Below are 14,184 nucleotides of genomic sequence, written 5' to 3'. Positions count from 1 at the left end.
AACGGGAGCCGCTGCGTAGAGTGCGGTGCACCTCTCAGGAGAAAGCCATGGACTCGTCGCTCGCCCTCTCGCCCTTCGGCGTCATTCACACCATTATCAGCCTGGTTGCAGTGATTGCCGGCGCTGTCAACTTCTTCCGTGACGGCGCCATCGTGCCCGGGACCACCGCGGGCCGTGTGTACATCTGGATGACGGTCTTGACCTGCGTCACCGGGTTCTTTCTCTTCCGACATGGTGGGTTCGGGAAACCGCATGCTTTGGGCGTCTTCACCCTGCTCGTGCTCGCCGTCGCTTGGCTGGCCAACAAGCGAAAGTTTGGGAACGCCTCAATCTACGTCGAGACCGTCAGCCTGACGTTCACCTTCTTCCTGCACATGATTCCGGCCCTCACGGAGACTTTCACCCGCTTGCCTTCTGCCAAGCCGCTCTTTGCCAACCCTGAGGACCCGGCGCTGCAGAAGGTTGTAGGCGCGTTCTTCCTTCTCTTCGTCATCGGCGTCGTGTATCAAGTCCGGCGCCTCAAGGCGAACCGCGGCGTCCGTCGCTCGGCGGCCCTCGCCTGACGTCGCAATGGGTGTTTCAGCACCCACGTCTCCTGCTGCGTCGGCTGCCTCGGCCGGCAGCGGGGACGCGCCTCTAGGGTGGCGGCTCGCGTGCGCGGGCACCTCGCTCACCATCGGGCTAGCTCAAAGCCTCGGACTTCACCTGGTCAGCGGAAACCTGTCCAACATCCAAGGCTCTATAGGCGCCACCGCCACCGAGGCGGGCTGGTTGACGACCGCGTACTTCGCAACAGCGCTCAGCGCGACGATGCTGCTGGCAAAGTTTCGGCTGCACTTCGGTCTACGCCCGTTTGCGGTTGTCGGGCTTCTAGCCTTCCTTGCGGCAAGCTATCTCCACCTCCATGCGAACTCGCTAGCCACGGCCCTTGCAGCGCGCGCCGCCCTAGGTTTGGCCGCAGCGCCGCTGAGCACCCTTGCCGTGTACTACATGATGGCAGCCATGCCCCGACCGTTGGTCGTTGTCGGCTTGCTGCTGGGGTTCGGTACGTTGCAGCTCGGAATGCCTTTGTCGCGGGTCATCTCCACAGATTTGCTGGAGATGGGTCAATGGCATGGGCTATTCGTCGTCGACGTGGCGCTAGCCATGGTCAGTATGGCGGCCATCTCTGTCGTGAAGCTGCCCGCTATGCCGCAGCGCAACGCGTTCTGCCCCGCAGATGCAATCACCGCGCCCTTGTACGCCGGCGGGCTGGCGCTCATCTGCATCGTCGTTTCGCAAGGGCGTTCGCATTGGTGGACGGATGCTTCTTGGCTTGGTTGGTGCTTGGTCGCTGGCATAGCCTTGCTTGCGCTGTATGCGGTCGTCGAGCTGACTCGCTCGAATCCGATGGTTGACCTGCGCTGGACCTTCAGTCCTTACATGCTCCGCTTCATGGCGTCGGTCATCCTGTTTCGCGTTGTTCTCTCCGAGCAGACGACTGGTGTTGTCGGGCTGATGGCCGCTCTGGGCCAGTCAAACGAGCAGATGCAGGCGCTCTTCGTCTACGTGCTGATTGGGACCATGCTCGGCTTTGGCGTGGCCATCTGGTTTGCCATCAAGGGGTGGCCATATTGGCTTGCCATCTTCGGCTCGGCCCTGGTGGTCATCAGCGGATTGATGGATGCGCAGGCTACGGCGCTAACCCGACCGGAACAGCTCTACGTCAGCCAGACCCTGCTCGCGGTTGCATTGGCGGTCTTCTTCTCGGCCTCCTGCCTTCTAGGCTTCGGCCCTGTGATTCGCGAGGGCAACGTCAACATCGTGAGCTTCCTTGCCGCGTTTAGTTTTGCTCAGTTCATGGGAAGTCTCATCGGAGCAGCGTGGGTCAGCAGCTACGTATACGAGCGCCAGCAGTATCACTTGCAGCTGCTGTGGCAACACCTTCGGGTCGACGACCCTTCGGTCGGCGCGCGGCTCCGCACCTACACCTCAGTCGTCTCCCGCGTGGTCGGCGACCGCTCCGAGCAGCTGCACCAAGGTCTATCTCTGCTCGCGCAATCTATCCAGCGGGAATCCCTGGTGCTCGCCTACGTAGACCTCTTTCACGCAGTAGCGCTCATCGGGACCGGCATGTTGCTGTGGTTCACTTTCCTCATGCTGCGCGCGCGGCGAATTGCTCACGGCGTCGCCGCGGCGGCTGCCAAAGCAGCATCTTCGTCGGCGACCAGCGCCTCAACTCCCGCAGTCGCGCCTGCGTCGACCAACTGAAGGCGACATCGTGAAGCGAACCCATTGGACCACCCTCACCATCGCAGCCGTTGCGGTTTCGGCCATTCTTCTGGTGCTCTACACCTGGCGGCTCCCGCCCTTCGGATTCGGAAGAGTCAGCACTGAGAACGCATATCTTCGCGGCAGCGTCACCGTCATCGCTCCGAAAGTGGACGGCTATGTCGCCGAAGTGCTCGTCTCCGACTTCAGCCCGGTCGAGAAGGGACAACCGCTGGTCCGTCTCGACGACCGCAACTATCGACAAAAACTCGAGCAAGCTCAAGCCGCTCTGGAGCTGGCGAAGGCGAACTTAGACAACCTGACTCAGGCGATGCGGGCTCGAGAGGCCGCGATACGCAGTGCCGATGCTGCCGTCACCTCCGCAAGGGCTCAGGGGGTGAATGCTGCGGCCCAGCTCAGCCGCACACGTGCCGACCAAGCGCGCGCGGATTCACTCATCGGCGACGGGTCCATCTCTATTCGAGAGCGTGACCAATCCGAAGGTTTTCTCCGAGCGGCCGAGGCGGGCCAACTGCAGGCCGCCGCAGCGGTCGAGCAGTCAAGGGCGGCTCGTGCCGTCGCCCAGCAGGACCTGGAGACGGTCAAGGTCAATCGGCGAGCACTTGAAGCAGGAATTCGCTCGGCACAAGCAGCGGTGAAGCTCGCGGAAATCGACCTAGAAAACACCGTAGTACGCGCCCCCGCAACAGGTCGAACCGGGGAGATTGGCGTCAAGCTGGGCCAGTACGTCACTCCCGGCGCCCAGCTGTTGTCTCTGGTTCCGAGGAGAGTCTGGGTCATCGCGAACTTCAAGGAGGCCCAGACCGCTGAGATGCGCGAGGGGCAAGCTGCGGAGCTGCATGTTGATGCCGTTCCCGGCATTGCCTTAACTGGGAAGGTCGAACAGCTTTCGCCAGCCACCGGTTCCGAGTTCTCCGTTCTGCGCACGGACAACGCCACCGGCAACTTCACCAAGATTCCTCAGCGTGTTCCGGTGCGCATAGGAATTGAGGCATCGCCCGAGGTCCTGGCACGGCTGCGGCCGGGGATGTCAGTTCTCGTTGAGGTCCGCACCAGAGGTTGAGCCTCGGCCGCATAGAACTTTGGTGAGAGACGAAAGGGGGGCCAAAGCACCCCTACTAAGTGGAACACCAGACCGATGACCGAGCGGGGTTGAACGTCGATGCTGAAGCTCGCCACCAGCAAGGAGCCAATCCGAGTTCCGCGAGGTGGCAATCCTTCAGGAGCGACCCCATGTCTGAGTCATACGCCTCGTCCACCACGGCACTGCTGCTCGTCGACCCTTACAACGACTTCATTTCGGAGGGTGGCAAGCTCTTCCCGCTGGCCAAGGCGGTCATTGAATCCACGGGGACCGTCAAGAACATGAGGGCGGTCGTGGATGCGGCCCGCGAAGCCGGCATCCGCGTCATCTATGTGCCCCACCGCAGGTTCCGCCCTTCGGACCTGAGCATGTGGAAGCGCCCGTCGCCGTACACGCTGGCGGGCTTCCAGCGCCTCATCTTCCAGGAGGGGACCTGGGGTGGCGAGTGGCATCCGGACTTCGTGCCGCAGACTGAGGACATCATGGTCAAGGAGCACTGGAATTCCAGCGGCTTCGCAAATACGGACCTCGATATCCAATTGCGGCAGCATGGAATCGAGAAGCTGATTCTGGTGGGCCTCATCGCCAACACTTGCATCGAAACGACCGGCAAGTTCGGCGTCGAGCTTGGTTATCACGTGACGTTGGTGAAGGATGCGACGGCCGCACTTTCTCAAGAGGCCATGAAGGTGGCTCATGAAATCAACGGGCCGACCTATGCCCATGCCATCCTCACTTCGGAAGCGGTCATCGCTGCCATGGCCACCAACTGAGCGGCACCATGAAAGTCATGGTGAACAGCAAGAGCGTCGACCTGGACGTTCCTGAGGAGATGCCACTTCTCTGGGTTCTGCGAGACGTCGCCGGCCTGACAGGCACGAAGTTTGGGTGCGGGATGGGCCTTTGCGGTGCCTGCACGGTGCACGTGGACGGTCAAGCTGTCCGGTCGTGCATCACGCCGATTGGCTCGCTCGCCGGCAAGCAGGTGACGACCATCGAGGGCGTCGGCGCCACCGCTATCGGCCAACGTGTCCAGCAAGCCTGGGTGAACGAAGACGTCGTCCAGTGCGGCTACTGCCAATCAGGTCAAGTGATGTCCGCCTGCGCTCTGCTCGCGGAGAAGCCCAAACCGAAAGACAGCGACATCGACGACGCCATGTCCGGAAACATCTGCCGGTGCGGCACCTACGTGCGCATCCGCAGGGCCATTAAGTCGGCATCGACCTGACCATGGACAAGTCTTCTCCCACCCAGCTCTCGCGAAGAGCCTTCCTGCAGGTCACAGCGTCTGCCGCCGGAGGCTTTGTACTCGCGACCTCCTATACCGGTTCCGGCTCAGCCGCCGTCGCAGGGGCATTCGTTCCCAATGCATTCATCCGCATCGAGCCGTCCGGCCAAGTCGTGCTGGTAATGATGAAGGCGGAGATGGGTCAAGGCATCTCCACTGCGCTTGCTCAGCTCATCGCCGAGGAGCTTGAGGTTGATGCGTCCTCCGTGCGGCTGGAAGAAGCTCCGGCCGATGACTCCCGATACGGTGAACCTCTGTTCGGTGGTCTTCAGATGACTGGCGGGTCCACGTCCATCCGAGGCGCATGGCGCCCTATGCGAGAGGCTGGAGCATGCGCCCGCATGATGCTGAAGGAAGCTGCGGCGAGGCGCTGGAACGTCTCTGCCGACCAACTCACCGCTCGAAACGGCGCGGTCACACACTTGGCAAGCGGGCGCAAAGCGTCCTACGGTGAACTCGCGACTGAGGCCGCTCAGTTGCCGGTTCCGAAGGTCATCACACTCAAGGACCCGAAAGACTTCCGGCAGGTCGGCAAGGGTCTGAAAAGGCTCGACAGCCGCATCAAGGTTGATGGCTCAGCAGTCTTTGGCATGGACGTGAAGCGTCCCGGCATGCTCTACGCAAGCGTGCAGGCGAGCCCCGTGCTAGGGGGCAAGCTCAGCAAAGTCGACGAACAAGCCGCGCTCAAGACCCCTGGCGTCGTGCAAGTGGTTCAACTGACCGCTGCGGTGGCCGTCGTCGCGAGGAACACGTGGGCCGCCCGGCAGGGCCTGACAGCCGCGGCACCGAGCTGGTCGGACGGTCCCAACACGGCGGTGGGCACGGCTGACATGATTGCCGCGCTCGACGCAGCCGTGCAGGCACCTGGCGCAGTCGCAGCCAAAGTGGGTGACGTCTCCGCGCCAAAGTCCGCCGGCGGCAAGAGCCATGACGCTAGGTACCACGCGCCATTCTTGGCCCACGCAACGATGGAACCGATGAACTGCACGGTCGACGTCGGACCCGGCGTGGCGCAGGTTTGGGTCGGTACCCAGGTGCCCACCCGAGCACGTGCAGTAGTCGCTGCAGCGCTTGGTCTCAGGCCAGAAGCGGTCACCATCAACAACCAACTGCTGGGCGGCGGTTTTGGTCGCCGCCTGGAGGTCGACTTCATTGCTCAGGCGGCGGAAATCGCTAAGCACGTGCGGGCGCCCGTGAAGGTGGTGTGGTCCCGTGAGGAGGACATGCAGCAGGATATGTACCGCCCCTACTACGTCGACCAGCTGAATGCGGTGACGGATTCGAAGGGTGCGGTGCAGGCTTGGAAACACCGCGTTGCCGCGTCCTCCATCATTGCCCGCTTCCTCCCGCCTGCCTTCAAGGACGGAGTGGACCGAGACGCCGTCGAGGGTGCTGTCGAGACGCCCTACGCCTTTCCTTCACAACTGGTGGAGTACACGAGGGTCGAGCCCGCCGCGCTTCGGACTGCGTTCTGGCGCGGCGTGGGTCCCACCCACAACGGTTTCGTCGTGGAAGGATTCGTCGACGAACTTGCCGCGGCGGCCGGCGTTGACCCGGTCGAATATCGCCTGGGAATGACGAAAGACCCGCGAGCGCGGAACGTCCTGGAGCTGGCTGCCAAGCAGTCCGCATGGGGCAGCCCGCTGCCAACTGGCCAGGGACGCGGCGTCGCACTGATGCACGCCTTCGGAACTTACGTTGCGCAGGTTTCTTTGGTCGAAGTCGACAAGGAAGGCGAGCTCAAGGTGCTCAAGGTGGATTGCGTCGTGGACTGCGGCTTTGCCATCAATCCCAGCACGGTAGCCGCCCAGATGGAGGGCGGCATCGTTTTTGGGCTGGGGGCTGTCCTCTGGCAAGACATCACGGTAGCGGCTGGTCGGGTGGAGCAGAGCAATTTCCACGATTACCGCGTGGTGCGCATGAACGAGGCTCCCGCAATCCACGTGCACATCGTTCCAAGCGCTGAGGCACCAGGCGGCGTCGGTGAACCTGGAACTTCCGCAGCCATTCCGAGCGTGGTCAACGCCGCCTTCGCTGCCACCGGCAAGCGCATTCGAACGCTGCCCATCGGCTCCCAGCTCAAAGCCAGTTGAGCACATCGAAATTGGACTTCCTGCCCGAGCAGGGCGTTGTCCGTCATCGCACCCGGAAACGCGGTCGTCTCGCGGGTGATTTCATCAGGAGGTAGTCATGACCGCTTCGCAATACACCGCAGTAAACGCCCCGAATCTGAGCGTCGAGACCAAGGGGCGTACCCTGGCGTATCGCTCCATCGGCTCCGGCACGCCCATCGTGCTGTGCGCGCGCTTCCGCGGCAACATGGATATCTGGGACCCGGCCTTCCTGGATGGGCTGGCCGCAAACGGCTTCCGCGTCATCACGTTCGACTACAGCGGCATCGGACTCTCCACTGGCGAGAAGAGCATGCACCCGATGAGCTTGGCGCAGGATGCGGCTGACCTCATCGAAGCGCTCGACATCAGCCGCGCCGTCATCAGCGGCTGGTCGCTGGGCGGCTTGGCCGCTCAAGTGGTCGTGGCCGCGCACCCGCAGCGCATCAGCCATGCCGTCCTTATCGGAACAGTTCCGGCAGGCCCGAATGTGAAGGGCGCTGAGCAACTCTTCTACGACACGGCCGTCATCCCCAACTACACGCTGGAGGACCAGACCATCCTGTTCTTCGAACCCAAGTCGGCCGAAAGCCGTGCAGCGGCGAAGCGTTCCGTGGACCGAATTGCCCAGCGCAAGGAAGGGCTCAGCAACCCCGTGCCGCTGGACTGGGCCAAGGAGAACCTCGGTGATAAGCCGAAGAGCCCCTTGTTCCCGGCGGACCCGGTTCTCGACGCGATGAAGGCGACCAACATTCCCATCCTGCATATCGGCGGTGACCACGACATCATCTTCCCGGTCGAGAACTGGTATGCCCTGAACCAGGTGCTCCCGACCCTGCATCTGCTGACGTTCCCGTCCTCTGGGCATGGACCGCAGCACCAGTATCCCGAGGCCGTGGCTCGCCACATCGCTACGTTCGTAGAGACCACGCCACTCGAGTAGACGGACTGGAAGTCGGGCTGAGTGAGTAGCCCTCCGCCCGAAGTCCCGACAAAACGCTCGCCTCAGGAGGTCCCCATGTGCACGAGATTCTTCGAACTCATCCTCTGCCATGGCCGAGAGGACTTCCTCCTGACAAGCGTCATGGCCAGCCAGGTCAAAGTCTGGCTCGCAAGCGAATTCATGGGGCCCGCGGTTCGCGCCACAGGCTGGCACGTCTACGCCAGCGTGGACGGAGCACTGCTGGAGCTGGTCTGGGATGAAGACGACGAGTGCCAGCTTCACATTCGTCTTGATGCCAGCTTCTACGCCGGCGACTTCATACTTGACCTGTGCACGTTCGCCGCTCGGGTCGGTTGCAAACTCTACTCGCCGGAGTTTGAGACGCAGTTGGAGCCGCGCCCCAGCTCGGTTCTCCATCGCCTCTTGCGTTCAGAGGCCTGGGGCAACACCTGGCTCGCGACGGAATGTATAGAAGCAGAACATGACGTTGACCGCGTTCCTTCGCAGCACATTCTTCACGGCGAGGTCGCGCCTTTGGCGGCGTTCGTGTGAACCGACAGCATTTCGGGGCGAGAAGACACGCAAGCTGCCACCGAACAAGCTCTTCCTTGCTGCGGCGATTCTGCCCCTGGCAGGCTGCTCCACCCTTCACTATGAGGTCAACCCGCCCATCAAGATGGTGGAGCCAGAGGTCGGGTATCGCCTCCAGCGCTTCATCGACACGGAGCCCGAAGACCACATGTTCATGCAGGTCACGGTTTCCGGCGGAGGCGCGCGCGCGGCCACCCTCGGATACGGAGTCCTGGAGGAGCTTAAGGCGACGAGGGTGCACTGGGATGGGAAGCACGAGCGCCTAATAGACGACCTCGACGTGCTCATGGGCGTCTCCGGTGGCAGCATGCTCACCGCAGCCGTCGCGCTGAACGGCATTGATTCGCTCGAGCGGTTCGAATCCGACTTTCTGAGCGCCACGCTTCAGGACGACTTCAAATCTCGCCTCCTTCGGCCCTCCAACCTGTGGCGCATCACCTCGCCGAATTTTGGTCGCAGCGACGCCCTGGAAAGATTCCTCGACCAGAGGCTCTACCGGGGCGCGACCTTCGGCGACATCTCAAGGACCCCGAGGAAGCCCTTCGCGGTCATTTATGCCACCGACATGGTGACGGGCGGACGCTTCGAGTTCGTTCAGGACCAATTTGACTTTCTCTGCAGCGACCTTAGCCAAGTCAAGTTGGCTCGGGCTGTTGCAGCATCGAGCGCCGTGCCGCTGGTGCTAAGCCCCATCACCATTTGGAATCACAGCGCTGATGCCAACGAGGCCGGATGTGGCGAGCCAACTGTCAAGCGGGCTGCGGCACGCCTTGGCGTCCAAAGCCGACGGCTGGCGGAGCTGGACGGCTACAAAGAGCAGCGAAAGGGAGAGCTACGGCGCCCCTTCATCCACCTCATCGATGGAGGCCTCGCGGACAACGTGAACGCTCGCGGCGCGGCCGACTACATCGCCCAATTCGGCAGTTTGGCCAACGGCGCAAGGTTCGCAGGCTATAGGGGACTGCGAAGGATGGTGTTCATCGTTGTGAATGCAGAAACCAGCGCCCGGTCACCCGAAGACCGAAGCCCCCATGTTCCCGGTCCACTGCGAACTGCGCTAGCTCTGGCTGACATCCCAATCAACCGAAACTCCTCGGCCGCCCTCACCCAGATGAGAGCGACCGTCGATAATTGGAAGGAGGAGGTTCGCTCCGCTCATGCGCGCAGTGACTACAGCGTCTTCGCTCCGGATATCCAGTTCTTCGTGATTGAAGTGAATCTGACTGCCGCGGGAGACGCTGAGCTCAGCGAGAGGCTGCAGGCTATCCCTACGACGCTGCAGCTGACTCCTGAGGAAGTCTCAGCGCTGCGACAACACGCCCGCATTCAACTGCGGTCGTCTCCTGACTACCAGCATCTGCTGCAGCAACTGCATTGAGCGCACGAGGGTGTCTGCGTTCGAGCGCCTCACACGTTTCGGGCAGTCCTGTCCAAGGGCTACCGGCTACAGGCTCAACGAGTTCTGGACCGCCACGAGAGCCGATGTTTGACGATGCTCAGGGATGCCTGCCTCTGTAAGCTGCTGCGCGGCCTTGAGAAGCACCAAGTCCTGGTAGGTGAAGCGTCGTCCACGGCTGGGTAACACGACTCCACGAGCAATCATGGCCTCAATTTGAAGCTCAGTGACGCCCAGGAATTCGCAGGCCTGCGCCATGGAGAAAGGCGCGGAAAAGATGGCCATGGGTGGCTCCTGCTAGAACTAAGAAACTACACGGCGATTGCCGTGCCCACAGCCACCTTGTGCCCAGCCAACGGCTAAACCAAAGACCGATAAACCACCTTAAGCGCCCTGCTTGGTTCGTCGAGGCACCTGCCTCCGGCAAAACCGCCGAGGAGTTGCTGGTCAATCCTGGTGCAGCGGAGGTTGCATCGACCAAGCCATCGCCCAAACGCCGCGGCAAGGCCACCAAGCCGGCAAAGAAGGTCGGAGTACCGAAGTACAGCGACGGCGGCGCGAAGACGTGGACGGGCCAAGGCAAGTGCCCGAGTTGGTTCGTCCAGGCATTGGAAGCAGGGAAGACCGCAGAAAACCTCCTTATCAAGACTGTCTAACGCCGCCCCATTAAGGAGAGAGCTGCCAGCAGATAAACGCGACTGACTATTCATAGAAATGGTCAGTCCCCTCTCACCTCCATGGACCCAGCAGTTGCCCTTCGGCATGACCGTCCAGTCTGTTGGGTCACAGTGCTTAACCTTCATGCTGGGCACCGACAGGCTCGAACGCGAACTCTATGTGCCGGGCGACGACCTCGGAAGCAAGTCGGAGGCGTCCGGCATCGCCGTTCGTTGCTTGATACTTGCCTTGGTTGAACAAGGCTACGACCTGCAAAGCGGAGCCGGTCACCGCGCTATCAAGACCGGGGTGGCTCGCATCGGCCGAAGTTTGTAGTGGCAAGGGCCCTTCCGACTCTTGGTTCTGGAGACCTTTGCCGCCCTTGGCGAGCACACTTCAGGAGTGACAAGTGCTTCTCGACGAAGACTGGTCCGCAGATATAGCGGCGGAGCGAATGCCCTCGGGCAAGTTCGCTGCCGTCCTCACTTTGACGCCCCCATCGGAGGTGGGCCCTCCCATTCGCTATCGAGTCCCAGGGGATTACGATTCAACGGAGGCGGCCGAATGGGCGGCGCTCGACGCCTTCGCAGCGATGACCCGCAACTAGCCTTCCGCCAAGCTGTAGCCTTTCACCATCAAGCCGTCAAGCAGTTCAAGCCATCGCATCCAAAGCCTCAAGCAGCTTGCGAACCTCTGGACTGCGCACACCCGTGGCCGGCGGCGGCTCCGGCATGTCTGGCGGGCTCGGCCATGCCCACAGCGCTTGGCGGTAGGTGCTACAAATCATTAGGTTCCAAAAGTCCTCCTCGCCGCCAATGAGCACACCACGCGCCTCGATGCGTAGCACCCGGGCGCTGAACAGTTCAACCTATCCGTCATCCGAGTCCTGCTTCGCGAAATAGTCCAACAGCAACCTCAGCCAAGAGTAGCCGCCACGGGAAATGGGGGCCTCACTCTGGCGCGGCAGCTTCGGACTTCGTGCGCGCTGCGGCGGCCGCAGACGTGGCGCGATGGGCGCGCGTGCCTCCTGCTCTTTGCGCCACCATTGGTAGGCGGCCTGAAGCAGTCCGAAGGCCACCAGTCCCAGTCCGACCCAAAGCAGTAGCGACATGTCGCTGTGTTGGGCCGTCAGGTACCAGCACCCCCGTGTATGCGACCGAGAAACTGCGCTCCAGCCCAGTCGACATCGCAGACCTCCCAGGTCTGTGCCACTTACCTGCTAACCCCAGGGCGGCGGCGCCACGTCGCCTGCCGAGCAGATGGTCGGCACCTCGACGCAGAAGTTCTGAGTTGACGGTCTAGCAGCGAAATCATCAGGTTTGATGAGTCACCCAACCAACGTTAGCGCAAAGCCGTATGGCCCTGATATCCCGCTAGAAGCGACGTGCCACCTCATCGGGAAGTCCACAAGATTGCTGACGACGATGTCATCGCGCATCCGTAACATCGCCGACCCAAACGTCGCGACAGGGAAGCGAGATGGCACACCACATATTCCTCATCCACGGGATGGGTGACTTCAAAGACAAGTGGTCCCAGAACGGTGACCCAAGCGTCCAGGCTCAGCTGAAGGGGTTCTTCAAGGGCTACAAAGACACAGCGCCTGTCGCCGACGAATTTCAAATCCACGAGGTCAACTACAACACCGTCTTCGAGAAGTGGCGAGAAATTTGGAAGAAGAACTCCTCCAGCGCAGCTGCGGCCGCAACCGCCCTTGGAATAAGCAAGGGAATCGCGAGCGACTTGATAAAGCTTGCAGGCGCACCTGTAGGAGACGGCCTCTTGAGAACCCATGTGCTCGATGTCGCGCTGTACCGCTTCTGCCGACAAATCAGCGACGAGGTGATGCTCACGGTCATCGACACGGTGGGCAAGGTCTATGCAGGGGGGAGCAAGACCGACCCGAGCTTCAGATATAGCCTCATCGCCCATTCGCTGGGAACGGTCGTTGCGTATGAGGCATTTCATGCAAATCTGAGCAGCAAGAAGCCGCTGCCCCCAGCGTCGCGCCCAGACAACGTGTTCATGATTGCGAACACCGCGGCAGCACTGTGGCAACGCGGGCCTGACATCTATCGACCGGAAGTGGCTCCCAACCTTGCTTCAGACAGGGGATGGTGTTTCAAGATGGCCAACTTCGGGCACCGCCTAGACCCCGTGGCGAGGCTTCGGCCCTTCGACCCTCCCACGGCTTGGTTTGACCCGGGCATGAAGGACAGCACCTATCTGGACGTCTGGCTCAAGGAGACCGACGTGCAAGAGCTGAACGTGCACTCCCTATCCCACTATCTAGGGCATCCGAGCGTACACATCCCAATACTCCGTCATCTGGTCAGCTCGAACGCCATCAGCAAGCCGGTCGAAGAGCAGGCAATCGAAGATTGGCGGAAAAAGCGGGACGACATCTTCAAGCACCAAGCTCAACAGACGCTGGGCGCGCTCTTGCTCAAGCTCAGTCCGAACCTGATTGACCAGCTGGCTCTGGTTCAGGCCTTCCGCGCCCTTGCACTTGATTCCCAGTCGAAGAGCCCCGACGGAGACGCATGATGAAGAGAGCAAACAACATCTTTACTACCTGCGCTGCGCTCCTGCTGCTCGTCTGCGGAAATGCTTCGCAGGCTGCTGGTACGCCTTGTCCGGTTCCTACGCCCAGCGAGGCGGTTGCGGACTACCAAGCTCGCCTCATCGCGCTGAAGTTCTGCGTTGGAGACGCTACTCGTGACCCGTACCCACTCACCAAGGAGGTGGCAACGGCTCTGGAGACTCCGCCGCCGTCCACGAAAGGCATCGTCAAAGCTCTTGATGCGATAGGTCTCGAGGCGCAGGCGCGCGCGCAGGGGCAACCCTGACACGATGTGGGCGGAGATTGCTGCGGAAGTGGGCCGGATTGCAAGCAACGCAGGCCGACTAGGCGACCCCTCGGACCAAGCCACCTTTAGAAAGAGGTCGGAGCTCCTCGTCTCAAGCAGCTGGAAAAACGCGAACAATGGCGCCCTTGTCCTTGGAGACAAGAAGTACGTACTGGACGCGGTCCCCCAGGATTGCGTCGCCAACTCGCCGTGTCCGAAGTTTGAGGACTTGGTCGCGACGGTACGCGTCGCAGCTCTCATGGCCTTTATCGACAAGGAGCTTGAGAAGGACGCGACCCTTGCAAGCTTCGCCGACGCAAAGGTTCGGCTTGACCGTTGGGGGGCCTACCGCGACAACGCCCATTCCTTGTATTGGTGGGAGGTCTTCGTCAACGGCCGGTTGATGGACTCGAGCCTGCTTGGTGAAGGAGGTACGGCGCCGTGCGCCAACTTGGGCGAAACGCGAGTTGGCTTCTGCGACGTTCCCACCAAGCAGCTGGTGCTACTGCATCCCGATTCAGCACTGCGCTTCTCCAGGACGGCGAAGAGCTCGGATGAGCTCAAACCTGCCCTCACCGTCGAGCTCATCGGCTTCTATTCTTGGGATTGGGCTGGTCCGAGCTCAGCCAAGATGAAGAACCGTTGGGGCGTCTCACTGGCCGCAAGCTACACGGACACTCAGAACGAGCGGAAGATTGGCTATGGCCCCATGTTCCACTGGGACGGGTATTCGTTCGCGGTCACCAAAGCGAGCCAGGGCCGATGGAGCTTTGTTGTCAGCATACCGCTCGCAGGCGAGATTTTTGGCCGCCGGCAGCAGGCCATCGACAGCCTCTCCCGCATCAAGAGCGGAAGTCTTGCCGACCTCATTGTCAAGTGACGGGTGCAGGATTGACCGAGAGCGGCCGCATGGCCGCCTAAGGTGCTCGTGTCGACTTGCCCTTCGTCGCACGCGCGGCGGCGATTCACCCTCACTGCGCTGAGTCGCGCTAGG

The 14,184-nt window shown here is 61.7% G+C and carries 14 protein-coding genes; 13 read left to right on the top strand and 1 reads right to left on the bottom strand.

Annotated elements, in window-relative coordinates:
* Positions 1 to 47 precede the first annotated feature (47 nt).
* The 9 genes from ACNI65_RS06385 (at position 48) to ACNI65_RS06345 (ending at position 9,666) form a co-directional block, all read left to right on the top strand.
* Positions 48 to 563: a hypothetical protein gene (locus tag ACNI65_RS06385; RefSeq protein WP_416761874.1), complete on the top strand. Its 516-nt coding sequence runs from the start codon at positions 48 to 50 to the stop codon at positions 561 to 563.
* Between the two features lie 208 nt (positions 564 to 771).
* Positions 772 to 2,250 carry a hypothetical protein gene (locus ACNI65_RS06380; protein ID WP_416761872.1) on the top strand — a complete coding sequence of 493 codons (1,479 nt, stop codon included), beginning with the start codon at positions 772 to 774 and terminating at the stop codon, positions 2,248 to 2,250.
* A 10-nt stretch (positions 2,251 to 2,260) separates the two neighbouring features.
* Complete coding sequence (locus tag ACNI65_RS06375; protein ID WP_416761871.1) at positions 2,261 to 3,334, top strand: HlyD family secretion protein; 1,074 nt, start codon at positions 2,261 to 2,263, stop codon at positions 3,332 to 3,334.
* Between the two features lie 170 nt (positions 3,335 to 3,504).
* On the top strand, positions 3,505 to 4,128 hold the full coding sequence (locus tag ACNI65_RS06370; protein WP_416761870.1) for an isochorismatase family cysteine hydrolase: 624 nt from the start codon (positions 3,505 to 3,507) through the stop codon (positions 4,126 to 4,128).
* A gap of 8 nt (positions 4,129 to 4,136) precedes the next feature.
* Positions 4,137 to 4,583: a (2Fe-2S)-binding protein gene (locus ACNI65_RS06365; protein WP_416761869.1), complete on the top strand. Its 447-nt coding sequence runs from the start codon at positions 4,137 to 4,139 to the stop codon at positions 4,581 to 4,583.
* Positions 4,584 to 4,585: 2 nt separating this feature from the next.
* Positions 4,586 to 6,736, top strand: a complete 2,151-nt coding sequence (locus ACNI65_RS06360; protein WP_416761868.1) for a molybdopterin cofactor-binding domain-containing protein — start codon at positions 4,586 to 4,588, stop codon at positions 6,734 to 6,736.
* Between the two features lie 97 nt (positions 6,737 to 6,833).
* Complete coding sequence (locus tag ACNI65_RS06355; RefSeq protein WP_416761867.1) at positions 6,834 to 7,697, top strand: alpha/beta fold hydrolase; 864 nt, start codon at positions 6,834 to 6,836, stop codon at positions 7,695 to 7,697.
* A gap of 75 nt (positions 7,698 to 7,772) precedes the next feature.
* Complete coding sequence (locus ACNI65_RS06350; RefSeq protein ID WP_416761866.1) at positions 7,773 to 8,249, top strand: hypothetical protein; 477 nt, start codon at positions 7,773 to 7,775, stop codon at positions 8,247 to 8,249.
* A complete protein-coding gene (locus tag ACNI65_RS06345; RefSeq protein ID WP_416761865.1) occupies positions 8,179 to 9,666 on the top strand; it encodes a patatin-like phospholipase family protein in 1,488 nt (495 codons plus the stop codon). The genes ACNI65_RS06350 and ACNI65_RS06345 overlap by 71 nt, the downstream gene beginning before the upstream one ends.
* Before the next feature lie 66 nt (positions 9,667 to 9,732).
* On the opposite strand, the gene ACNI65_RS06340 is transcribed toward ACNI65_RS06345, so the two are convergent.
* Positions 9,733 to 9,969: a MerR family transcriptional regulator gene (locus ACNI65_RS06340; RefSeq protein ID WP_416761863.1), complete on the bottom strand. Its 237-nt coding sequence runs from the start codon at positions 9,967 to 9,969 to the stop codon at positions 9,733 to 9,735.
* A 2-nt stretch (positions 9,970 to 9,971) separates the two neighbouring features.
* On the opposite strand from ACNI65_RS06340, the gene ACNI65_RS06335 reads away from it, so the two are divergent.
* The 4 genes from ACNI65_RS06335 (at position 9,972) to ACNI65_RS06320 (ending at position 14,070) form a co-directional block, all read left to right on the top strand.
* A complete protein-coding gene (locus ACNI65_RS06335; protein WP_416761862.1) occupies positions 9,972 to 10,340 on the top strand; it encodes an H-NS family nucleoid-associated regulatory protein in 369 nt (122 codons plus the stop codon).
* A gap of 145 nt (positions 10,341 to 10,485) precedes the next feature.
* A complete protein-coding gene (locus ACNI65_RS06330; RefSeq protein WP_416761861.1) occupies positions 10,486 to 10,677 on the top strand; it encodes a hypothetical protein in 192 nt (63 codons plus the stop codon).
* A 1,143-nt stretch (positions 10,678 to 11,820) separates the two neighbouring features.
* Positions 11,821 to 12,888, top strand: coding sequence for a hypothetical protein (locus ACNI65_RS06325; RefSeq protein ID WP_416761860.1), 1,068 nt, complete (start codon positions 11,821 to 11,823; stop codon positions 12,886 to 12,888).
* A gap of 561 nt (positions 12,889 to 13,449) precedes the next feature.
* Positions 13,450 to 14,070, top strand: coding sequence for a hypothetical protein (locus tag ACNI65_RS06320; protein WP_416761859.1), 621 nt, complete (start codon positions 13,450 to 13,452; stop codon positions 14,068 to 14,070).
* Positions 14,071 to 14,184: the final 114 nt, after the last annotated feature.

It is taken from the genome of Roseateles sp. So40a (assembly GCF_048081605.1).
Taxonomy (GTDB): domain Bacteria; phylum Pseudomonadota; class Gammaproteobacteria; order Burkholderiales; family Burkholderiaceae_C; genus Roseateles.
This window is presented reverse-complemented; position numbering and strand designations above follow the sequence as displayed.